The organism is Phycisphaeraceae bacterium, from assembly GCA_040222855.1.
GTDB lineage: Bacteria > Planctomycetota > Phycisphaerae > Phycisphaerales > Phycisphaeraceae > Mucisphaera.
On record JAVKCD010000025.1, the window covers coordinates 306,762 to 328,907 of the forward strand.

13 protein-coding genes and 1 pseudogene are annotated in these 22,146 nt (G+C 60.7%); 9 read left to right on the forward strand and 5 right to left on the reverse strand.

Going from position 1 to position 22,146, the window contains the following annotated elements:
* The first annotated feature begins 88 nt into the window (after positions 1–88).
* Positions 89–1,174, forward strand: a pseudogene (locus RIG82_11090) (IS3 family transposase).
* 308 nt (positions 1,175–1,482) lie between these two features.
* On the opposite strand, the gene RIG82_11095 reads toward RIG82_11090, so the two are convergent.
* Positions 1,483–3,276, reverse strand: coding sequence for a sulfatase-like hydrolase/transferase (locus RIG82_11095; protein ID MEQ9461483.1), 1,794 nt, complete (start codon positions 3,274–3,276; stop codon positions 1,483–1,485).
* Positions 3,273–4,271 (reverse strand): glycoside hydrolase family 130 protein, encoded by a 999-nt coding sequence (locus RIG82_11100; protein MEQ9461484.1) that lies wholly within the window; start codon positions 4,269–4,271, stop codon positions 3,273–3,275. Before RIG82_11100 ends, RIG82_11095 begins: the two co-directional genes overlap by 4 nt.
* A 272-nt stretch (positions 4,272–4,543) precedes the next feature.
* On the opposite strand from RIG82_11100, the gene RIG82_11105 reads away from it, so the two are divergent.
* The 7 genes from RIG82_11105 to RIG82_11135 all read left to right on the forward strand — a co-directional run bounded on the left by RIG82_11105 (position 4,544) and on the right by RIG82_11135 (position 15,583).
* Complete coding sequence (locus RIG82_11105; GenBank protein MEQ9461485.1) at positions 4,544–5,578, forward strand: LacI family DNA-binding transcriptional regulator; 1,035 nt, start codon at positions 4,544–4,546, stop codon at positions 5,576–5,578.
* A gap of 131 nt (positions 5,579–5,709) precedes the next feature.
* The gene (locus tag RIG82_11110; protein ID MEQ9461486.1) at positions 5,710–6,339 is read left to right on the forward strand and encodes a PEP-CTERM sorting domain-containing protein; all 630 of its coding nucleotides are present in this window, start codon (positions 5,710–5,712) and stop codon (positions 6,337–6,339) included.
* A gap of 106 nt (positions 6,340–6,445) precedes the next feature.
* The gene (locus RIG82_11115) at positions 6,446–7,327 is read left to right on the forward strand and encodes a prepilin-type N-terminal cleavage/methylation domain-containing protein (protein ID MEQ9461487.1); all 882 of its coding nucleotides are present in this window, start codon (positions 6,446–6,448) and stop codon (positions 7,325–7,327) included.
* 50 nt (positions 7,328–7,377) lie between these two features.
* On the forward strand, positions 7,378–8,937 hold the full coding sequence (locus tag RIG82_11120; GenBank protein ID MEQ9461488.1) for a glycoside hydrolase TIM-barrel-like domain-containing protein: 1,560 nt from the start codon (positions 7,378–7,380) through the stop codon (positions 8,935–8,937).
* 4 nt (positions 8,938–8,941) lie between these two features.
* Entirely contained in the window at positions 8,942–10,462 is a 1,521-nt protein-coding gene (locus RIG82_11125) for a hypothetical protein (GenBank protein MEQ9461489.1), read from the forward strand.
* Between the two features lie 11 nt (positions 10,463–10,473).
* Complete coding sequence (locus RIG82_11130) at positions 10,474–13,545, forward strand: DUF5060 domain-containing protein (protein ID MEQ9461490.1); 3,072 nt, start codon at positions 10,474–10,476, stop codon at positions 13,543–13,545.
* Positions 13,546–13,930: 385 nt separating this feature from the next.
* Positions 13,931–15,583 (forward strand): tetratricopeptide repeat-containing glycosyltransferase family protein, encoded by a 1,653-nt coding sequence (locus RIG82_11135; protein MEQ9461491.1) that lies wholly within the window; start codon positions 13,931–13,933, stop codon positions 15,581–15,583.
* 55 nt (positions 15,584–15,638) lie between these two features.
* Here the strand turns inward: RIG82_11135 and RIG82_11140 are convergent, their stop codons facing one another.
* The 3 genes from RIG82_11140 to RIG82_11150 all read right to left on the reverse strand — a co-directional run bounded on the left by RIG82_11140 (position 15,639) and on the right by RIG82_11150 (position 20,583).
* Positions 15,639–17,912: a M14 family zinc carboxypeptidase gene (locus RIG82_11140; GenBank protein ID MEQ9461492.1), complete on the reverse strand. Its 2,274-nt coding sequence runs from the start codon at positions 17,910–17,912 to the stop codon at positions 15,639–15,641.
* A 73-nt stretch (positions 17,913–17,985) separates the two neighbouring features.
* Positions 17,986–19,677, reverse strand: coding sequence for a gamma-glutamyltransferase family protein (locus RIG82_11145; GenBank protein MEQ9461493.1), 1,692 nt, complete (start codon positions 19,675–19,677; stop codon positions 17,986–17,988).
* Positions 19,678–19,725: 48 nt separating this feature from the next.
* Positions 19,726–20,583 (reverse strand): prepilin-type N-terminal cleavage/methylation domain-containing protein, encoded by an 858-nt coding sequence (locus tag RIG82_11150; GenBank protein MEQ9461494.1) that lies wholly within the window; start codon positions 20,581–20,583, stop codon positions 19,726–19,728.
* Between the two features lie 308 nt (positions 20,584–20,891).
* Between RIG82_11150 and RIG82_11155 the strand changes: the two genes are divergently transcribed.
* The gene (locus tag RIG82_11155) at positions 20,892–22,070 is read left to right on the forward strand and encodes a hypothetical protein (GenBank protein ID MEQ9461495.1); all 1,179 of its coding nucleotides are present in this window, start codon (positions 20,892–20,894) and stop codon (positions 22,068–22,070) included.
* Positions 22,071–22,146: the final 76 nt, after the last annotated feature.

Below are 22,146 nucleotides of genomic sequence, written 5' to 3' on the forward strand. Positions count from 1 at the left end.
AGTGACTGACCTGCAACCCGGAACTTGATCCAGGCGAAGTGAGAGATCTGGGATGATTCCGGCCAGGGTTTTTGAAGGAGCCTTGGCCATGAAAAAGTCGAGATTTACGGACGAACAGATCGCGTTTGCGTTGCGTCAGGCGGAGTCGGGGGTGCCTGTTGAGGAGGCATGTCGGAAGCTGGGCGTGAGCCAGCAGACCTTCTACCGGTGGAAAAAGAAGTTCGCTGGGTTAGGCTTGCCAGAGCTTCGCCGCCTGAAGCTGCTTGAGGAAGAGAACCGCAAGCTCAAGGGGTTGGTGGCGGACCTGAGCCTGGACAAGCAGATTCTTCAGGATGTCCTATCAAAAAGCTGTGAAGCCTGCTCGTCGTCGTGAACTGGCATCGCAGGTCGAGTCGGCCTACGGGGTCAGTGAGCATCGGGCGTGTGGTGTGCTGCGGTTCCCGCGGTCGAGCCACCGCTACCGTCCGACGCGTGACGAGCAGGCGGCCTTACGGATGAGGCTGCGTGAACTCGCCGCGGCGCGAGTTCGGTACGGCTACCGCCGTCTGCACATCCTGCTGCGTCGAGAAGGCTGGGCGGTCAACGCCAAGCGTGTTTACCGCTTGTATTGCGAGGAAAAGCTGCAGATGCGAACCAGAACACCTCGGCGTCGAGTGAGCTGCCGTAAGCGTGTGGAGCGTCCTGCGGCCGAGCGGATCAATGACTGCTGGGCGATGGACTTCATGAGCGACGAGCTGTTCGACGGGCGTCGATTCCGGGTCCTGACGATAGTGGATCACTTCACGCGTTAGAGGTCGGCCAGCGGCTTGGCGGCCGTGACGTGTCACGGGTTCTGACGAGGGTAGGTCACGAACGCGGGTTGCCCAAGACGATCCGAGTCGATAATGGCCCGGAGTTTACGAGCAAGGCTCTTGATCAGTGGGCATATGCCAACGGGGTGACTCTGGACTTTAGTCGTCCGGCAAAGCCGACGGATAACGCGTTGATCGAGTCCTTCAACGGTCGTCTGCGCCAGGAGTGCTTGAACGAGAGTTGGTTCCTAAGCCTAGAAGACGCCCGGGAGAAGCTCGAAGCCTGGCGAAGTGATTACAATCTGCACCGACCTCATAGCGCGTTGGGCAACCTGGCCCCCAGCGAGTTCGCTTCAACCGGCCAGGCATGCCTGGCCGGTTGAAGCCTCGATCTTCTCGCTTTGCTTGGATCAGAAACTGGTTGCGGGTCAACTCCGCGGTAAGTCTCCCACATCACACGGACTGGGTTCAGGGGGAAAGGTCACGTGGCCGCGCGCAGACTTGGCAGTTCAACGCCAAGGTTGAAAGTCTGTTCTGGAGTCTCAAAAAGTGGTGGTGTGCGTCCTTGATGACACCGAGCATCGAGACGATTCAGGCACGCCTGGACGCCCGCTGGCCACAAGACTGTAGGCCTGCTCGGCTCGCGATGGCAGGAATCAGACACGGATAGTCTGAGGCGATGACAAGTGAATCAGTCTGTTGTGACTCGTCTGAAGGTCACGCGTTGAAGCTCTCGCATAATGACTGCTTCTTTATCTTCAGTTTCCTCAGAAAGCGAGACCCGAACTTCCTGAACGCCCATCTCGAGGTTTAGTTCACCCAGAGTCTGAGAAAAGACGCGAGAGAGCGAATGCTTCAACGATGATGCTCGGACACGGAGTTCCATGGTATGCCCAGGCTCTTCGATATGGGCCTCGATGCCGATCTGATAGGTGCCCGCGCGGGTGACATCGAGAGTCAGGGATTGAGCATCGCCCGGTCGCCAGTCGTGGGTGGCGTGGCTGCCCCGGCGCAGCGTTCCAACTAGATCGGAGGGGGCGCACGCGTAAGCGTACTCCGTGACCTGAGGTTCGCCGGTGATCTGAAAGACGGGCATAGCGTAGCTCGCGTCACTGGCTAGGACGCCCCGGTACCACGCATGGAGGGCCTTCTCCAGTTGCTGACGCTCTTTGGGGAAACGTGAGGACGCATCGGACTGCTCGCCCGGGTCATGATCGAGATCGTGTAGGGCGAAGCCGCCATATCCCTGGACATATTTGAACCGCCCATAGCGAACCGCAAGCACCTGATCTTCAAAGGCGAGGTCTTTTTTTGACGGCAGGCGATCATAAAGGGATCTTCTGGCTGGCCACATGGCATCGTGGGTTGCGATAAAGAAATGTCTGTCACGAACGGGCAGATCGGGTTGGCTGATGCGAGTGGCCAGGCTGACGCCATCGAACTGTGCGTCCGGCGCGGCAGCGCCTGCCCATTCCAGAAGAGTGGGGGCGAGATCGATCACGCCTGCGGGGCGGCGGTCGACGCGCGGCGGAAAGCGGCGGGGGGCGTAGACAAAGCAGGCGACCCGTGCACCGTTTTCCCACACGTGCCCCTTGTTGCCCTTCCAGTTCCTCGGGTTACGTCGGGCCATCTCGGCGTCGGTGAGGTGAGGGAGGTTCATCGGGTTGCCGATCGGCCCGTTGTCCCCGAGGAAGATCACGATGGTCTCGCGTTCCGAGTCGAGGCGATCGACCGCTTCCAGGAGACGCCCGACTTCCTGGTCGAGATGTTCGGTCATGGCGTAAAGGGCGGCCAGGGACTCGGAATGGCCCTCGGCCAGGTAGCGGTCGATCAGTTGTCGGGGGGCGTAGAAGGGTTCGTGGATGAGGGGGTGAGCGAGATAGAGGAAGACGGGGCGCTGGTCGTCGTGGCGAGTCAGTTCCCGGATGGCGAGATCGGTGAGAATCTCGGCGGTCCAGCCCTCGGGCTGGTATGCCCGACCGTTGTGATTCAAGACGGGCTCGGTCTGCTGATAGAGCCGATCGGTGATGGTCCACGCCCGGTCAAAGCCGCGTTCGTGGGGCAGATAGCCCGACGTCTTGCCAAGGTGCCATTTGCCGAGCATGGCGGTACGGTATCCTGCCTGATGAAGACGCTGAGCGATCGTCGTTTCGGCGAGGTTAAGGTAGTCGCGGCCGCCATGAACGCCCCAGACACCAGTTCGGAGAAAGTCTCGCCCGGTCAGCAGCGCGGCGCGGGTGGGAGCGCAGACGGGCATGGCATAAAAGGTGTCCAGTCGAACGGACTGCTGCGCCATCCGGTCGAGGTGCGGGGTGCGCACATCCGAGTTACCGAGCATCGCAAGATCGCCATAACCAAGGTCATCAGCGAGGATGACGATGAGATTCGGCTGGAGGTTCTGGGCAGATCTGCAGCCGGTGCATGCGATCAGTACAAGCAGTATCGGGAGGATGGCCCAGAGGGTAGATCCAGACCTGGCGATCATCCGACGTGAGTCTTCTTAATAAAATCGATGACCTCATCGACGTGCCCAAAGGCGAGCGCCGTGACGGTGTCCGCAGCGCCGTAATAAATGGCCAGCCGACCGGTATCCTCGTCGTGAAGCGCAGCGCAAGGGAATGTGACGTTCGGAACGTCGCCGACACACTCATAATCCTTCCAAGGAGAGATCAAGTAAGGCCTGGCGCGGTAGCGAACCTTCCAAGGCTCATCAAGGTCGAGTAGGGCGGCGGAGAAGCTGTACACAAAACCGTTGCAGGAGGTGAGCACACCGTGATAGAACAACAGCCAGCCTTCATCGGTCTCGATCGGGATCGGGCCAGCCCCGATCTTGGTCAACTCCCAGGGCGACTCAGGTTTCATCACGTGGCGGTGTCTGCCCCAGTGGATCATGTCGGGGCTGTGGCTGAGGAAGATCTCGCCGAAGGGTGTGTGCCCGTTGTCGCTGGGTCGGCTGAGCATGACATAGCTGTCGTTGATCTTCCGCGGGAAAAGCACACCGTTGCGGTTAAAGGGGAGGTAGGCGTTCTCGACCTGATGAAAGGTCTCGAAGTCGTGGGTGTACCCGACGCCGATCGTCGGACCGTGGTAACCGTTGCACCAAGTGATCCAGTAACGGTCTTCGATCCATACGACGCGAGGGTCGTAACCGAACTCGAAGCGCCCGACTTCCTCGTCCTCGCAGACCCACCTAATCGGATCGTGGCCGAGTTCCCAGTTCAGCGCGTCAAGGGAGCGTCCGGCATGGAGTTGCATCTGCCGGCAGCGGCTGTCCGCCCGGAAGACGCCAGCGAATCCGGTCCCGTAGCGGACGACGGCCGAGTTGAAGATGGAGTTCGAGGAAGGGATCAGATCCCGTCGGATTACAGGGTTACCCGTATAACGCCAAAGGACATCGGAGCAGCCCGCGGGGCGGTCCTCCCAAGGCATGGGAGCGGATGCCGCAGCATGGGAGCGATTCTCAGTGACGATGTGAGTCATGGGAAGAAGCCCTGAATGGGGGAGTGATGCGCCTGGCTACGTGGCGTTCTGAGTCGGATGCCTGAACATGTCAGATATTACCTTGCACACGGTCTATTTGCAATCGTTTCTGCATAAAGGGGTGGCATAAACGACAGATGCGACTCATTCTGCCTAATCTTCCGGTAAAATAGGGGAAATAAATCTGTTTTTCTGCTTGACAACCGGCTTGATGTAAGGCAATATGTAAACGATTCAAGTTTCAGTGCATCGATTCAGACGCAGGTTAAGTCATGAGTATTACCATCGCACATATTGCCAAGCAAGCCGGTGTGTCGGTGGGAACTGTCTCGCGGGTCCTCAACGGCAAGAATAAGGAGAATCGGCCCGCGGTCGCCAAACGCTCCGAGGCGATTCGGCGGATCGCCCGGGAGCACGGCTATCGCCCAAATCAGGCTGCCCGAACTGTCCGCACTGGCCGGTTCGGCTGTGTCGGCTTCCTCAGCTGCTGCGATCCGACCGCGGACTACTTCGAGGTCGCCCTGCTTCACGGCATCCAGCGGGGTCTCGCCGAGACTGGCGATCGGCTGCTCATGTGCGACCTGCCGATGGCCTCCTTCGAGGACGGTGCCGCGATCCCCCAAGTCTTCGAGGAATACTCGGTCGACGGTCTGCTTATCGAGTACCTCTACGACATGCCGAGATCGACGCCGAGGCTCATCAGTCAGCTCAGTGTGCCCTACGTCTGGCTCAACACCAAGAAGGCCCACAACTGTGTCTATCCCAACGACTTCGCCGGCGGCCGCTTGGCAGCTCAGCACCTCCTGGAACTGGGGCACACCAAGATCGCCTATGTGAGCTTTCACGAGGCGAATGGTTACATCCACTACTCCGTCCACGACCGTTGCGACGGCTATACCTCTGCGATGCAGGAGGCCGGCCTGGAACCCTACCGAACGCTGGTTACTGGTGGCTTCGTGTACGGTCAGGGGCTCGAGCACGCCCGAACCCTGCTCGCGTCTGAGGACCGCCCGACCGCCGTGATCTGTTACGAACGCCACGAGACCATCGCCATCTGGTCGGCGGCGATGAGCCTGGGCTTGCGTGTCCCCGAGGACCTCTCGCTGGTCTGCTTCGGCTCGGACATGATGCGCAACCACACCGGCCTTCCGGTCACGACGCTCATTACCCCCTTCGCCGAGGTGGGCAGGACGGCGGTCGAGGTACTGACGTCCGAGATCACCACTGGCAAGACCATACACGCGACCCGTGCGGTGCCCTATACACTCGAATGCGCACGTTCTTGCGCCCCGCCCGCTGTTGACTGAGCATCTAAGGCCGTGCATCGCGGCCGGACGAACGGATATGACTAATGTGGATCACGCATCCTGACGCAAACCGGCCCGATCTGGGCCACAACCCCTGGAGGATCACAATGTTTGGAGAGAGAAATACCCTGATGACAGGCTGCCTGCTGCTTGCGGGTTTTAGCGCGACAGCCACCGCCGACGTGGTGCTGTTCTCGTTCGAGGACGGTGTCCAGGACTGGGAGTACGCCGGCTTCTCGAGTCAGCCCGGCTCGGTCGCGGTCTCCAGCAACTTCGCCACCGAGGGAAGTCAGTCGCTGGCCGTCACCCAGGACATCTCGGGCTTTAGTTGGACGGCGACCATCGACTTCTTCGCCGGCAAGCAGGAAGCGGCCTACAACGCTCTGGTCGCCGCCGCCGCATCGGGCGATAAGGCGATCGCCTACGACATCACCTACGACCCCGCCAGCACACCCGCCGGCTACACCTTCGTCAACAACTCATTTTCGCTGCAGATGCCGGACTTCCTGCAGGTCAATGACGTCGGCCTCATCGGCGCTGGCGCTCTGGACAACGGCCCTGTGACGCTCACGGTTCAGGAGCCCCTGAGCACCTTCAACGCCGATCCCTCCTCGACCTTCGTGCGCCTGACGCTCGGGCTCAACGGCGACTGGGGCCGGGCTCCGATCACAGTCTATCTCGACAACGTCCGCATCGTGCCCGAACCGGCTTCGATCGGCCTTCTCGGACTCGGAGGACTCGCCCTGCTCCGCCGTCGGTAAGCACCGACCCGCAACCTTGAACCGATCCCGCTCCGGTTGGTGAGAGCCGACCGGTGCGCTTGCTGTAGCCCTGACTTCAACGAGCAGCCACGAACGGAATCACATCATGAAACGCAACCTCCACGGCTTCACCCTCATCGAACTGCTGGTGGTCATCTCCATCATCGCGCTGCTGATCGGCATCCTCCTGCCCGCCCTCGGTGCGGCCCGGCTGACCGCCAAGCGTCTGGCCGACTCGAGCAACCTCCGTCAGTTCGTCATCGCCAACACCGCCTTTGCCGTCGACAACAACGGCCGACTTCCCCACCCCGACACGAACTTTCAGCCAGCCTCGACCGCGTCGCGCGGCGAGCCCTCAGACAGCCTTAAGCAGGCAGTCACCACCGGCTGGTACCGCTGGGACAACGCCCAGGTGCTCATGAACAGCTACGGCCTTCCGCCGTCGGCGTTTGGCTGCAACAGCTACGCCGAGTTTGAGGACATCGATTTCGATCATGAAGCTCAGCAGGCCGCAGGCTACTCAAACCTGACCTCTGACCCCACCCAGAACAAGCAGTGGATCCGGTGGGCGGTGTATGGCGGGAAATACTCGGAGGATTCTCAGGGCAATCCGGCCGGCGGCTCACTCCAGGATGTCGCCACGGGCGAAACCTTGGTCTTCCCTCAGGGCCTCGATGATCAAGCCGAGACAGAAGTCATTGTCGCCTGCTATCAGCACATCTCCTCCGCCGCCTGGGGCTGCGACCTGCCCCACCTCAACGGATCCAACGAGAGTATCGCCCGAAACTTCGAGGGCACCCCGTCCCCGCTTAAGATCGGCATCACGCGCACGGTCCAGTGGGACCGAATCGAGGAAACCTATCGGCCCGACGGTATCTACATGGGCTTTCGCGACGGCTCCGTCGCTTGGGAGGCCCGTGACCGCTGGCAGCAGTTCATGTCGACCAGCGGCGCCAGCAACGCATACTTCTACGTCGGCCAGCGTTGAGCTGCCATCCATGAGCATCCTGACCAACTCATCGATTTGAGAACTCCCCCATGAACCGCGGCCTGCCCACATTCCGCTCCTCCCTCGCCGCCACGCTGCTCTTCGCCGCCGCGCCCGCCGTGCACGCCAACTTCACCTTCCAACCGGGCCACGACCCCGACCTTGGCTTCAACGCTGTTTCCTGGTGGAACTTCGGCTCGGCCGGATCCGAACTCTGGGAGACCGAGATCCAGCAGATGTTCGATCACGGTTTCCGTGAGGTCTCCATCAGCCCGGTGCGTTTCGTGACACCAGGCACTGGCGTGATCCCGCAGTCCACTCAGCGCGGCCCGGAGCTGAGCCACATCGCCGCGGGCATCTCCCGCGCCAAGAACCTCGGTATGGCCGTCACCGTCAACCCCTTCGTGGAGGTCGAGAACTTTCAATACTGGCGCGGCTTCTACGACCCGACGCCCGGATCGACCGAGGCTCAGGCGTTCTGGTCGGACTACACCAACTACGTGCTGGACGTCGCGAGCCTCTCCCAATCCCTTGGGGTCGAAGCTTTGACCATCGGCACCGAACTCAAGACCCTCTCACGCAACAGCGGGCACAACGCCGACTGGACCGCCCTCATCGACGCCGTCGATGCCGTCTTCACCGGCGACATCGGCTACGCCGCCAACTGGGACAACTACGATCACCCCAACGTCACCGCGACAATCTGGGACCACCCCGCGATCGACTTCATCGGCATCGATGCCTACTTCCGGATCGTCTCGCCCCTGGAAGCCGACAACTCCGGCCCCGCTTCCTTCGAAGACCTCGTTGAGAGTCGCTGGAACAGCCTGATCGACGGCGTTATCCTCCCCTTTGCCGAGGCGAGGCAGACCGGCTCTGGCCTGCCTGTCAAGTTCACCGAGTACGGGGCGACCCCCTTCAACCGCGGCATCGCCATCGCCTCGGACGGCACGACGCCCGACGTAGACGAGCAGCTCAAGGGCTTCCGCGGCTTGCTCAGGGCCCTCGACGGCCGCGCCGACGATATTACCGCCATGCACGTCTGGCAGTGGGGCATGCCCGGCACCACAGGCAGTGAGTTCCACATCGATCCGACCCTCGATCGCAACCTCTCCGGCGGTTTCGATGAGAGCCTCAACACGCCCCTGGGCCAGATGCTCGCCGACTTCGTTAGCCACCCGTCGCTCCTCGGCGACTTCGACGCCGACGGCGCCCTCACCGCCAACGACATCGACCTGCTCACTTCGAACCTCGGTAACCCGGCTTTCGACCTCACTGGTGACGGCCTGGTCAATGGCGAGGATCACGCCTATCTGGTTGAGGCTCTGATCGGTACTGTGTTTGGCGACGCCAATCTGGACCTCACCGTCGACCTTATCGACCTCTCTACCCTCGCCAGCTCCTTCGACGGCCCGGGCACCTGGGCGCTCGGCGATTTCTCTGGCAACGGTTTCGTCGACCTCATCGATCTGAGCCGTCTCGCGAGCAACTTCGGATACCACGGTGCCAACGTGCCCGAGCCCACGGCGCTGGCGACGACCTTTCTACTGACTTTCTGCATCCGCCGACGCCGGATCACTTTTAACGAATCAATCACCCTAGGAGGATGAAACCATGTTCCCAGTGAATCAGGGTCTACGGACTCTAGGCCTCTCGTTCGCCGGTCTGCTGCTCGCGTCTCAGGCCCAGGCGAGCATCTTCTCGCCTTCGCAGTCGGAGCTACTCAACATCATCGACGTAACGACCTCCTTCGATGGTGGGGGTAGCCTCTTCGATGCCTCCCTCGACGGCGACGGCGTCCTCTACGACATGGACTTTGCGCAGGGCACCGATGGGATCTCTCGGGTCGTGCTCGAAAACAGCAGTTTTACCGCAGACCTGACCGGTCTCGATTCCTTCGACATCCTCTTCAACCCCCAGTCCTTCGCGATGGGGCTCAAGACCTACCTGGAAACAGGCGCCGGCGACTTCTACGAGTCAGCGCTCCAGCAGGTTGGCGTGAACACAACCCAGCGGATCTCACTCCCGCTCAGCGGACTCGCCAACATCGACGACGTGACGAGCTTCGGGATCCAGATCTTCGAGCCGGATAACGGCACCTCCTTCGCATCGCTCGCCAAGGTGCAGACCGCCGATCCGCCCAAGCCGACCGTGACCAACACACTCTTCTCATGGGAGACCGGGCTGGAAGGATGGACCGATCCCAATCCGACCTTCTTCCCCAACACTGACACCACACGCCAAGTCTTCGCCGGCAACGCCACCGACGGCGTCAACACCCTGGCGATCAGCCGGACCACCGGCTCGCCCAACTTCCGCTGGGGCAGTGAGGCCCGCTTCGACATCAACGCCGGTAGCACCCAAGAGCAGGTCGATGCGATCGCTGATGAGCTCAACAATGCCGACTTCCTGGCGTTCGATATCACCATCGACCCGGACGAGATCGACCCCTCGGTGACCTTCCTGGGCTTCAACGTCTCAATCAATGACGATTCCGGCGCGTTCTATCAGTCCTCGCAGCAGTTCTTCAGCGTCAGTTCGAGCGACACCTTCACCTACCAGGCACCTCTAAGCGATTTTCTCGGCTTCAACAATGGCCTGACACTGGCCGAGGCCGGCATCGTGGCGGACACGGCCGCGATTATCTTTCTGCTGTCGACAAATACCGACGGGCCGGGGACGTTCTACATCGACAACTTCCGCCTCATCACCGAGGTCGACGGTCTACCCGGAGACGTCACCGGCGATGGGGCTGTGGACCTCGACGATATCAACGCCTTCTACGCCGCCATCGGCGGTAGCGACCCGCTTTTCGATCTGGACGGCGACAGCAACGTCGATGCAGACGACGTCGCCTTCCTGATCACCCAGATCCTCGGCAGTTCCCCGGGCGATGCGAACTTGGACCTTGCCGTCGACCTCGTCGACCTCTCGACACTCGCCAGCAACTTCGGCGCGACGCTGATCAGCGACTACAGCAAGGGCGATTTTAACCTGGATGGCGAGGTCAACCTGATTGACCTCTCGACGCTCGCCTCCAACTTCGGCTTTACGGCGGCCGTGCCGGAGCCTGCGGTCGGGGGCCTCTTGCTGCTGGCCGGACTGCTCGGCCGCCGCCGGGCCGCTTGGTCCTGATGCCGCACCGCATGCACGCCCCAAGCAAGGTCCGAGTATTAATGGCTCGCATCCGACAACGTGATTCACTCATCAAGGCGACGCGTGCCACCAGCCACGCGCTCCCGGCGCTCGCCATCATGGTGATCACCTTGAGATACCTTGCCATGACTCCCAACGTCCTGCTCGCTCAGCAGAGCCCCCAGGCCTCCTTGATCGAGATCGATCCGGAGCCGTTGCCGGCTATTATCTCTCTTCGTGACGCTCAGTCCGGCCGTCATGTCTCGCTCTCTCTCCTCGACCTGGCTGGTGAGCCCGATGAGGCAACATGGTTCTCGTCCCGAGCCAGCGGCAACCTCAGCACACCGGATGCCGAACCGCTCGCCTGGTCATGGGAACAAAACGCCAGTGGAAACGCGCTCGAAGCTGAGCTAGGGCTCGAAGTCGCGCAAGGCGGCATCACCGAGCCGTTGATCCTCGAACTGGTCATTCCCGAGCTACCAGGCGTCGAACACGACTGGCTGCTGTTCCGGGACCAGGAGGTCACAACCGGAACCTTCGGCCGCCGAACGACCGCCGACGGTCAGGCGAGCTCGCAGGAGAACGAGAGCCAGGTGATCACCCGCGCTGACACCATCGCCGTGCGCACCAACACCGACGGCTACCTGGTGCTCGATCAGATGGTTGGTATCGAGGGCGTTCTGAGGTTCGAGGACGACCGTCAGCGACGCCCTGCATTTACTGCCCGGCTGCTGCTCAAACCCGCTGATGGCAAGGCCACGATTGGCTTTCGGATTAGACAAGTGCCCTATCTCCAGATCATGCGGGCTAAGGATCGCGCGCTCGCCAGCATGCACCCGGGAAGGGCACGCTTCGCCAGCCAGGGCCCGCCCGCAGTCCGCGACGTCCGCCTGTCGGCCACTAGCCTGGACGCCTACGACCCGCTGACCATCACCGCCGAACTCTCCGGTCAGTGGATCAACCCCTTCGACCCCGAGGACGTCACGCTCGACGCGATCATCACCCTACCGGACGGCCGACGCCTGACGGTGCCCGGCTATCTCAATCAGCCGCACCGCGCCGAGACGGTAGACGGTCGCCAGGTCATCACCCCGGCGGGCGAGCCTCGCTGGGAAGTTCGTTTCACGCCCAGCCAGCCTGGCCTATACGAGATCCGCTTGGTGCTCGACGACGGCGCCGGCAGAGCTTCCTCCGAGATGCACCACGTCGAGGTCAGACCGGCCGATAGCAGTGGCTTCATCCGTGTCGCCAAGGGCAACCCCAGCTACTTCGAGTTCGACGACAGCTCGCTCTATTTCCCGATCGGCATGAACATTGGCTGGTCGGGCGAAGCGGGCACGCGCGACTACGAGATGTACCTTAGCCGGATGGCCGAGCACCAGGCCAACTTCGTACGCATCTGGCTCGGCCCGACCTTCAACCGCATGGGACTCGAACGCGGCATCGATCCCGAACTCCCTGGGGCCAACGGCCTGGGCTGGATTGATCTGGCAGCTGCCTGGAAGATCGACGAGGTCTTCGACATCGCTCGCCGTCACGATATCCGGCTGATGGTCGCGATCGAGTCCTTCAGCGCGATGCGCGACTCGGGCGAGCCGCGCCACTGGCACGAATCGCCCTACAACGTCGCGCTCGGCGGGCCGCTGAGACGCACCGGCGAGATGCTCTCGGACCACACTGCACGCGTGCTCTTCCGACATAGGCTGCGCTATATCGTGGCCCGCTACGGACACCACACGACACTCCTCAACTGGGAACTCTGGAACGAGGTCAACGGCATCGACGGCTACGACTCCGAGGCTTCTGCGTCCTGGCACGCCGAGATGGCTGACGAAATCAAACACCTCGACGCCTACGACCACCCGATCTCCACCAGTTTCTGGATCAACCATGGCGACGAGGCGGTCGATCGTCTGCCGCAACTCGATTTCACCCAGACCCACGTCTACGGCGCCACCGATATCCCGCGATACTTCATCCCAATCGCCCGACGCAAGCTGGCCAAATACGACAAGCCCCATCTCTTCGGCGAGTACGGCGTGAACGTCTCAGCTGCTGGCTCGACCGGCGTCGACATGGAAGGGATCCACCTCCACAACGGCCACTGGGCGGCGCTCCTCTCTGGATCGGCAGGTGGGCCCATGGTCTGGTGGTGGGACAACTACGTCCACCCCAACGACCTTTATCACCACTTCACACCACTCGCTCGATTTGTTAGAGGTATGCCGTTGCATCGCATAGGCTTCCGGGCGATAGAAGAAGTTTCGCTCAGCAGCACCCTCCCGACTGATCCCGACGCGCCTCGACGCCCGCTGATCATCCACCCCGAGGCGCGCAGCTGGAATGCCTGTGACGTCAATCAGCCGCGCACGTTCACCATCGCCGAAGATGGACGCATCTCCGATTTCGATGTCCTACCAGCAGCCCTTCAGAGCGATCAGGGGGGCAACGCTCACCTTCACAACCCCTCAACCTTCCGACTCTCCCTGCCGCAGCCCGCACAGTTCATCGTCCACGTCGAAGGTATCTCCGGATGGTCCGGCTCCCGGCTCCAGGTCAGCTTGAACGGCGAGCTGCGAATCGATGAAGACTTTCCGGACGACAACGGCGCTTCGCGGCAGCTGATTCACACCTACGACGGGCCCTACACAATCGATCTGCCCGCAGGGGACCACGAGATCATCGTGGCCAACAAGGGCGAGGACTGGATGAACGTCTCCTACGAGATCACCGACTACCTGCCCGCGGGCCAGCCCAATGTTGACGTCTGGGCCGCCCGCTTCGACGAGCCGGCTAAAGATGGACTAGTCGCCGTGGTCTGGCTCCGTGACAGCAAACTGACTTGGAGGAAGCAGCAGAATGATTCCCCGGAACTCGACCGCTGGGATCACCTGAGACTGACGATCCCCGACCTGGCTAGCGGGGATTACACGATCGAGTGGTGGGATACGATGAAGGGTACGGTGACGGGTTCCACCGCTGTGACGGTGTCCGGCCGGAATCTGTCGTTGGATGTCCCAGAGTTTCACCAAAGTCTCGCGGCGAAGATTCGGCTAAAGAACTACGCCAGACAGGAGAACTAAACACAAATCACAACTCGAAGACTCAACCCAAGGTTGGACCCAGGACGGGAGCATCGCATTCTGCCAGAAGTAAGGGTTACGACTGGCACAAGCACCCGGGGCAGGTCAATACCTAACAGCACAAAGCACTGAATACACCATCTTCTCAAAGCACCACTGAATAACTCAGTCTCCGTAGTCATCCCAACCATGCCCAGCGGTCAGAGGGATCGAACACGACATCAACCTGGTACGGCGCGAGGCCACGAAAAGCGCTAACCCACCCAACCTACGAAAACTATAGATCACTCACCCCACCCCTCAGCCAAGGCTTACGGCGCCTACATCAGACCGACATCTAAATTGGCCTGATCGCTACCAAACCTTCACATGCTAATCTTCACCCATGAACGACCCCCTCCTCGCCAAGATCTTAGAAGCCGAACAGCAACTCGCTTTTGGGAACCTTGACGCCGCCTCCGAAGCCGCCGAGTTGGCCCTCGTCAACGCCCTACCTCACGCCGGCCTCGCCCTCAACGTCCTCGGGCACATCGCCGCCCACCGTCGCGAAAACCAGCTCGCCCTCACCCTCTGGGAAACCGCCACCCGCGCCGCCCCCGCCATCCCCCAGCCCTGGGTCTCCCTGGGCGGGGCACACTTCGAGCTTCAGCAGTTCGATCGCGCCATCTCTTGCTTCCGCGAAGCCCTACGCCGCGACGAGAGCCTCACCGCCGTCCGCATGCAACTCGGCATCGCCCTCCAGCACGCCGGCCAACACCAGCAGGCTATCGACGAACTCCGCGCCATCCTCACCCACGACCCCTCCAACCCCGAAGGCCCCGTCGCTCTCGCCACTTCCCTCCACGAACTCGGTCGCACCAAACAAGCCATCGAAGCCCTCGAACAATCCGCCGCACAACACCCCAACCATCTCAAGACCCTCTCCAACCTCGGCGTCCTCCACGAAAAACTCGACCAGTTCGAACACGCCATCACCTGGTACGACAAAGCCCTCGCCCTCAACCCCGAGGACGCCCAAACACTCTTCAACCGCGGCAGTTCTCGCATTCAACTCCTCCAAATCAACAAAGCCCGCGCAGACTGGCAACGCGCCCTCCAACTCGACCCCGAACACGCCACCATCGCCAACAACCTCGCCATCCTCGAACTCCTCGACGGCAACCTCACCGAAGGCTTCGAACTCTTCGAAGCGCGATGGAAAGTCCGACATCAGAAGTTCCCCATCCCCTACCCCGAATGGGACGGCTCACCCCTAGGCAGCAAACACCTCCTGCTCTTCGTCGAACAAGGCTTAGGCGACGCCCTCCAGTTCTGCCGCTACATCCCCATCCTCAAACATCAGCACCCCAACGCCACCTTCACCATCGCCACCCTCCCCACCCTTCACGACCTCCTCCGCTCACTAGCAGGACTCTCTTCCGTCGTCGATATCCACCCTCCCTACCCCCGCGCTGACTTCTCCCTCTCGCTCCTCTCGATCCCCCGCGTCCTCAAGACCACCCTCGACACCATCCCCGCCGACACCCCCTACCTCCACGCACCAACCAGCCTCGCTCGCACCTGGAAACAGAAGCTCGACGACCTCACCCCATCCGATAAACCCCGCGTCGGCCTCTTCTGGCAGGGCACCCAGGTCGAACCCCGCCGCACCATCAGACTCGAACAACTCCAACCGCTCTTCGACCAGTCAGACCGACTTACCTTCATCTCACTCCAGAAAGGCCAGGGCGAAGAAGAACTTGAAAAGGGGGGCTATCCCGTCACGCCTATCGGCCACCAGCTCCTCACCTACGCCGACACCGCCGCCGTCCTCGAACACCTCGACCTCGTCATCACCATCGACACATCCCTCGCCCACGCCGCTGGCGCACTCGCCCGACCCACCTGGACCCTACTCCCCTTCCGCCCCGACTGGCGCTGGCTCCTCCACCGCAACGACTGCCCCTGGTACCCCACCATGCGCCTCTACCGCCAATCCACCCGCAACGACTGGTCTGAGCCCCTCGCTCAAATCGCCAACGACCTCCGCACCTGGTGACCTGCCCCCCCCTCAATCTGATCCGGACGCTTCCCCCGTTTCCTAGCGGAACGATTCAGCAACCAAGGTTCCGACACCGCCCAGAAAGCAGAACAACAACGCACCAAACCAGCCCAGTTGGCTCAGGCACAGGCGCACTCAGCCCGAAGTCACTCGCCAGCAAAGACAAATCAATCAGATCAACAACACCCGAAAAATCGAGGTCACCCTCACCATGAACGCCCGGCGTCCCGAACGACGAGGCCAGAATCGATAGATCGATCAGGTCCACCGTCCGGTCAAGATTCACATCCCCGCGCAAAGTGCCAAAGAGATCGCTGATCCAGAACACACCATCCTCTGCGTCCACAACGTCGTCGCCAGTCAAGTCAAGATTCGCCTCCCCCACAGCGATGGCCGCCTCAAGCAACGCCAGATCCTGAGCATCCAGGTGACCATCGCGGTCCAGGTCGCCGACAATCCCTAGCGTCGGATTATCCGAAGACAACGAGATCAGAGCAATATCCAGAAACTCCCCGAGCCCGGCAAAGCTGTTGTTGATCACCAGCCGGATCGCGTTGGCATCTCGGCTCGGATCAATCGTGGCCGGCACACTCCCCAGCGGCTCGAAGGCACCGGCTCCGAGACGGGTATACACCTGATACAAGTCCGCATCGAGATCAAGCTCAATGACAATCATCAGCAGCCCATCAAGGATCGCTGAGTACGAACGCTGCCCATCTAACAACGTACCGGAGCCGAGTGCCTGCCCCGATAGAACAAACTGCCCCGACGCAACACGTTCGAGCTGCGCCTGTGCCGTGATCGTTGAGCCCGTCCCACCGTCAGAATCCAGGAATCCCAGCCTCACTTCCTCGTGCTCACTCGCGTCATAATCCGTCAGGTTCCAGCCTTCAATCACAAGCGAGAGATAGAGCGTGCCCTCGGACTGGTTGGGGATATCCAGGTAACTCGATGCAAAGTTGTCACCGGGCTTTCGAACCCGCAGCACGCCATCCTCAACCGTCACGCCCGTTACATCCGAGCTGAACAGTGTCGAGCCCAGACTGTTGCTGGCACCCGTCAGCATCGTCCCGTTGCTGTCATCAAACTCAAAACGCTCATCAAGAATCGGTGCCAGCGCAGCCGCAAAAGCCAGCCCGACGTTCATGCCGAAAGTATGGAACCGCTCAATATCCCAACCCGGAATAAACTGAGTCTCAAACGTGCTGTAGAACTCCGCATTCAGACGATCACGCCCGAAACGCATCCCGGTCCAGTTGGTCACCGAAGCGTCATACGTCGCAATGATCGGCTCTCGCGCCGTAATGTCCTGCCAGAACGGATCGAGATGAAGCCCCGCGTCAATATCTACAAAACCAAAGTGCTCCTCGGTATCCGTCCACGAGTGAAAATCAACGAAATAATCCACATCAGCGCCCGTGTCGGCCTTCATCGCCTCACCGACAATCTTGAGGTCGGTCATATCGTCGTAAAGAAACTCGTTCCAGAACCGATTCATATCACGATCAGGATGCTCCACACCCGAACGATTCAAACCCGCGTAACGACCATCAGGATTGACCAACGGATAAACATAGAACTCCGCTGCCTCACGCAGCGCCGTCGCACGGGGATCATCACTCACCAGAAAGTTCACAATCCCCTCAAGCACATGACCAGCCGGACCCTCATTCGGATGCACGCCTGACGCCAGCACCACCTTCTCCTTGACACCCGCCACACCTCCATCGGTGATCTTGTAACCATAGAGATCACTCGGACTGATCTGCCGGCCGATGTCATCGATCCCCCCAGGGCTCTGGCCCAGCACAAAGTTCGCATCCCCTGACAACGTCGGACTCACCCAGGGACTTCCCATCAGCGAGGCCGTGTGCGCCTCGACACGACCCACTTCATAAGGAAGCCCGTAGGCGACGTACACCGTGCTCTCATCAAACGCCTCATCATTCCAGAAGCTGTACGTCCCCGAACCCGACTGCCAGATGTTGTTATCAAAGAATCGCCAATCCTGCTGATCGTAACTGTAGACCATCTCGTGATTGGCCAGCCGTGAAGACCCCGACGAGAAATCATCATCAATCGTAAACGTCGGCTGCGCACCACCAACACCCGCTGCAGAAAAGTAGAGCCATTTCCAGTCGCCGGGATAAAAGTTGTCCCGCCCCGCCAGCGTAATAAAGTTACCGTTGATCGACGAGCCACTCTCATCAAGAGAGCCGGTGTCGAAGTTGCCACTCAGCGTGATAACCCCATGCGTCGGCTCCGCCAGGGCCAGCATCACCGCAGCCGTCCACATCAAACCAAACCGTCGTGGGCTCAACTTCATAGTCTTTCTCGCACCCTCAGAGGGTACCCTCTCGTTGACAAACGCCAACTGGATTCATCGCCTGACCCGAGACTTACCAGGCAACCGCAAAGTTGGTCCGCCGCGTGTCCGCTGTCGCCTCCACCCGCCCATCAGGCAACCACCGAATCATCCCACCAGCCCCAAAGTAACGCCCCACCCGATCGTGCATCTGAGTCTCCCAACCTGCCTCCTCCAGCGTCTCCGCCACCGCTCGCGGCATCCCCTGCTCAAGATCAATCACATTCCCGCCCTGACGCGAAGTAGTCGCCCGCCGCAAGTGATAACGAGGCTGGTCAATCGCCTCGGCCGGCGACAAACCAAACATCAGCGTATCCATAAGCAACTGCAGCGTCGTCGTCGGAATCCGCTGCCCACCCGGAATCCCGATCGCCAACGCCGTTTGATCACCGCGAGTCACCAGCGTCGGCGCAATCGTGCTCCGCGGACGCTGGCCAGGACCGATCAGGTTCGGAGAATCTGCCGTGTTCAGAGCAAAGTTGGTCATCGTGTTGTTCATCAGCACACCGGTGCCGGGCGCGATGACCGCAGCACCAAAATGCCAACTCAGCGACTGCGTCACGCTCACCACATTCCCACGACTGTCCGCAACAATGAAATGCGTCGTCGCATCAACGGTCGCTGACTCATCCGCTACCGCCTCTCGCGCCGGATCGAAGCTCGCCGCCCGGTCACGCAACGTGCCTGCGAATGCATCAGTCAGCATCGCCTCCGCATCTGCCCGTGCGCTCGGCACATCCGCAATCTGCCCAGCCATCGGCTCATAAACACCGAAAAGCGTCCGCCCGACCTGATCCATCAGCGCAGCGCCCCGCGGATCAAACTCCGCCGCCGGCAAGCCTTCGAGTGCCTTGAGCGTCGCGAGAATCGTCACCCCACCCGTCGTTGGCGGAACGCTGCTAAAAACACGATACCCCCGGTAATCCGCCGCAAGCGGGTCCGACCACCGAACCTCGTAACCCGCAAAATCCTCTAGCGTCAGCGGAGCACCCGCCGCCTGCGCAGCCGCAACAATCTCCTCAGCGATGCGCCCGCGATAGAAAGCATCAACCCCACGGTCCGCAATCAAATCGAGCGTCTCAGCCAGATCAACATTCCGCAGCCGCTCACCCACACGCGGCAAACGACCATTCACCAGATACAACCGCGCCGCTTCCGCGTCCGCAAGCAGATACTCCAGCTTCGGCTCAAACTGACGCAGCATCGCCCCATCAATCACAACCCCTCGCCGAGCCAACTCAGCAGCAGGGCGGACCAACTCCCCCCATGGCCTCGAGCCCCACCGCTCGTGCATCGCCCCCAGCGCCGCCGGCATCCCCGGCACACACACACTCCGCCACCCCGTCATCCGCTCATCTCGCTCAAGCCCCCGGTACGCCATCACCTCAGGATTCGAGGAAGCCCGGTCAAGCGCCTCAAGCGCATAAACCTCACCTGTCTCCCCATCCCGGTACACCATCGCCAGCTTCCCCCCCAACCCCGACCCATAAGCCTCACCAACCCCCACCGCCATCCCAACCGCCACCGCAGCATCAATAACGTTCCCACCCTCACGCAATACCCGTAGCCCAATCCACGACGCCTCAGGTGAAGCACTCACCACCGCGTAGTGATGACCAACAGCTACCTGAGGCGGAGAATCCACAGCAAAGACGAACGACGCCATCGTCAGTAGCGATAGAGCTAAGGTCCCAGGCATCCAGAGTCGATCAAGCCTAAAACTCATGGACGCGTCCTCTTGTTGATCGACTCGGCCCTTCCGTGCGACCGCTGCTTATTCGTTGTTGTCGGTGTTGGCTGGCACATCATCAATGCTACGCATCTCAGTGTGGCCATCAAAGAAAACAAAGTTCCAGCCGTTCCCGCTCCGATGCGGTGGCGGGATATCACGGCTACCCAGACCGGTGGACAGGCCGTAGGGCCCCTCCGAGAAGTCCATCATGGACCACACACTTGAAGCCCCTCTAGCTTGCCCTTGATCCTGTAACTCAGGCGAGATCGATGTATCAACACCGCCCACAATCAGGTCAGATCGCTTCGGCCGGTCCGCTCCTTCGGGTTCGCCAGATAGTGGTGAAGGGTGACCAAATATCCGAGGCGGAATCGTATCGGCCTGGTTGTTCACCATGTAAGCAAATGCACGAATCTGACCATTGTTAGAGTTACTCCGAGTCACATCCCACGCAATCTCATTCTCAGGGCACTTCCAGATATCCGCATCAGAATCATCAGCAGCCTGCTGCCCGGACGCAGGCAACTCCCAGCCCATGGGCAGATAATCTTCGAGGTACCAGATCAGACTCGCCGCCTGAATCTTCTTACCATCGGACGGGTTCACAAAGCCTAAAAATGGATTGCGCTGCTGGTACGTGTGGATCAACTCAACACCACGAAAGATCGGGCCAGGTAACGTTCCCTGGTCCACTTCATAGTTCAGGACTGCTGTATTGACCTGGCGCATACCGCTCGCACACACCATCTGCCGAGCCGTCGACCTCGCAGCACCCAACGCTGGTAACAGGATCCCGATCAGCAACGCAATAATCGAGATCACCACCAGCAACTCAATCAGCGTAAAGCCGCCAGCCATCATCCCACCACCCCTGCGGACACCCAACGGGTACTTCCTCATGAGAACCGTCCCTATCCATAGTTAAGAAAAACGCCAGCACATCAAAGCCTGCGGCCCAAAGCCGCGCACAAAGACAAGCCTCGCACAAACTAAACTCGACTCTGTCTTGTTCATACCGACGACCGACAGCCCTGACAGCAGGGATTCAAGACTTCATCAACACAGGCCTCTAAAAAGTCTTGCCTCAGCCGCCATGTATAGAATAGACTACATCAGGTCCTGTGGCTCGGGAAGTCCATTGATCACTTAAACTTATGCAAGCCCACTCTTATAGAACAATCCGGCATAGCCGGACGGAGGAGAGAACCATGTCCACTCGCATCATCACACCCATCCTGGCGACCCTGGCCCTCACCAGCGTCTCATCCGCCGTCATCCTCGAAGACTTCCGCTTCGACGACCCCAACGGCACCGAACTCGGCGCCGCCGCCAACGCCATCAACCCCACCAACCTCTGGCAGAACTCCAGCGGCGGACTCCCCATCCCCGGCGACCTCGCAGACTCCACCGTACAGGATGGCGTCTTCCGTATCGCCAAAGCCGATGACCTCTTCTCCACCCGACACCTCCAAATCGACAACATCACCTCAGGCGTCGCCTACCTCGTCGCCGATGTCGCCGGCTGGAACGTCGACGCCTCCAACTTCGCTGAACTCGAAGACGTCGGCTGGGCATTCCTCAACAACGACACCGGATTCAACGGCTCAACCATCACCGCCCAGATGAGACTCGTCCTCTTCACACCAACACAGTTCCTCCTCGAAGGTTCAGCAATCGGTGGCGGGTCATCCAGCCTTCCCCAGAGCACCTTCCTCCCCATCAATCAACCCGATCCCGTCAAGTTCGTCCTCAAACTCGATCGCGACCTCAACCAATACGAAGTCCTCTACCAGATCGACGGCGGCGCTATCAACTCCGTAGGCGTCGGCAACATCGGAATAGATGACAACGGCACCGACGGCAACCCCGCCGACAACCTCACCCGCGACGGCAACTCCGTCCGCTGGCGCATCAACAACAACTTCGGAAGCGTCGGCGAGTTCTTCGACGTCGACCGCGTCTACCTCACCACTTCCGACCCCTTCGCTGCAGGACTCTTCGGCGACTTCGACGATGACGGCATCCTCGACACCGACGACATCGACCTGCTCGTCGCCAACCTCGGCGACCCCGCATTCGACATCGATGGCGACAACGACGCCGACGCCGATGACCTCACCGAATGGGTCACCGGCCTCGTCGGAACCTTCATTGGCGACTCCAACCTCGACGGCGAAGTCGACCTCATCGACCTCTCCGCCCTCGCCTCAAACTTCAACGGCACCGCAGGCTGGGCCGGCGGAAACTTCAACACCGACACAGTCGTCGACCTCATCGATCTCTCACTCCTCGCCTCAAACTTCGGCTCATCCACCACAATCCCCGAGCCCACAGCCCTCGCACTCCTCGGCCTGGGCCTGACCCTCACCACAAGACGAAACGCCTAACCCGACAAAAACCCGATCGCCCCCATCAACCCTCTCCCGATGCCACGCATCCGGAGAGGGTTGTCTTATTGCCCTC

What these genes read in the sequence shown, in the direction of transcription:
- RIG82_11110 (MEQ9461486.1), top strand. Translation starts at nt 5,710, where the DNA reads ATGACAGGCTGCCTGCTGCTTGCGGGTTTTAGCGCGACAGCCACCGCC.
- RIG82_11135 (MEQ9461491.1), top strand. Translation starts at nt 13,931, where the DNA reads ATGAACGACCCCCTCCTCGCCAAGATCTTAGAAGCCGAACAGCAACTC.
- RIG82_11125 (MEQ9461489.1), top strand. Translation starts at nt 8,942, where the DNA reads ATGTTCCCAGTGAATCAGGGTCTACGGACTCTAGGCCTCTCGTTCGCC.
- RIG82_11120 (MEQ9461488.1), top strand. Translation starts at nt 7,378, where the DNA reads ATGAACCGCGGCCTGCCCACATTCCGCTCCTCCCTCGCCGCCACGCTG.
- RIG82_11155 (MEQ9461495.1), top strand. Translation starts at nt 20,892, where the DNA reads ATGTCCACTCGCATCATCACACCCATCCTGGCGACCCTGGCCCTCACC.
- RIG82_11095 (MEQ9461483.1), bottom strand. Translation starts at nt 3,276, where the DNA reads ATGATCGCCAGGTCTGGATCTACCCTCTGGGCCATCCTCCCGATACTG.
- RIG82_11130 (MEQ9461490.1), top strand. Translation starts at nt 10,474, where the DNA reads ATGCACGCCCCAAGCAAGGTCCGAGTATTAATGGCTCGCATCCGACAA.
- RIG82_11115 (MEQ9461487.1), top strand. Translation starts at nt 6,446, where the DNA reads ATGAAACGCAACCTCCACGGCTTCACCCTCATCGAACTGCTGGTGGTC.
- RIG82_11140 (MEQ9461492.1), bottom strand. Translation starts at nt 17,912, where the DNA reads ATGAAGTTGAGCCCACGACGGTTTGGTTTGATGTGGACGGCTGCGGTG.
- RIG82_11145 (MEQ9461493.1), bottom strand. Translation starts at nt 19,677, where the DNA reads ATGAGTTTTAGGCTTGATCGACTCTGGATGCCTGGGACCTTAGCTCTA.
- RIG82_11100 (MEQ9461484.1), bottom strand. Translation starts at nt 4,271, where the DNA reads ATGACTCACATCGTCACTGAGAATCGCTCCCATGCTGCGGCATCCGCT.
- RIG82_11105 (MEQ9461485.1), top strand. Translation starts at nt 4,544, where the DNA reads ATGAGTATTACCATCGCACATATTGCCAAGCAAGCCGGTGTGTCGGTG.
- RIG82_11150 (MEQ9461494.1), bottom strand. Translation starts at nt 20,583, where the DNA reads ATGAGGAAGTACCCGTTGGGTGTCCGCAGGGGTGGTGGGATGATGGCT.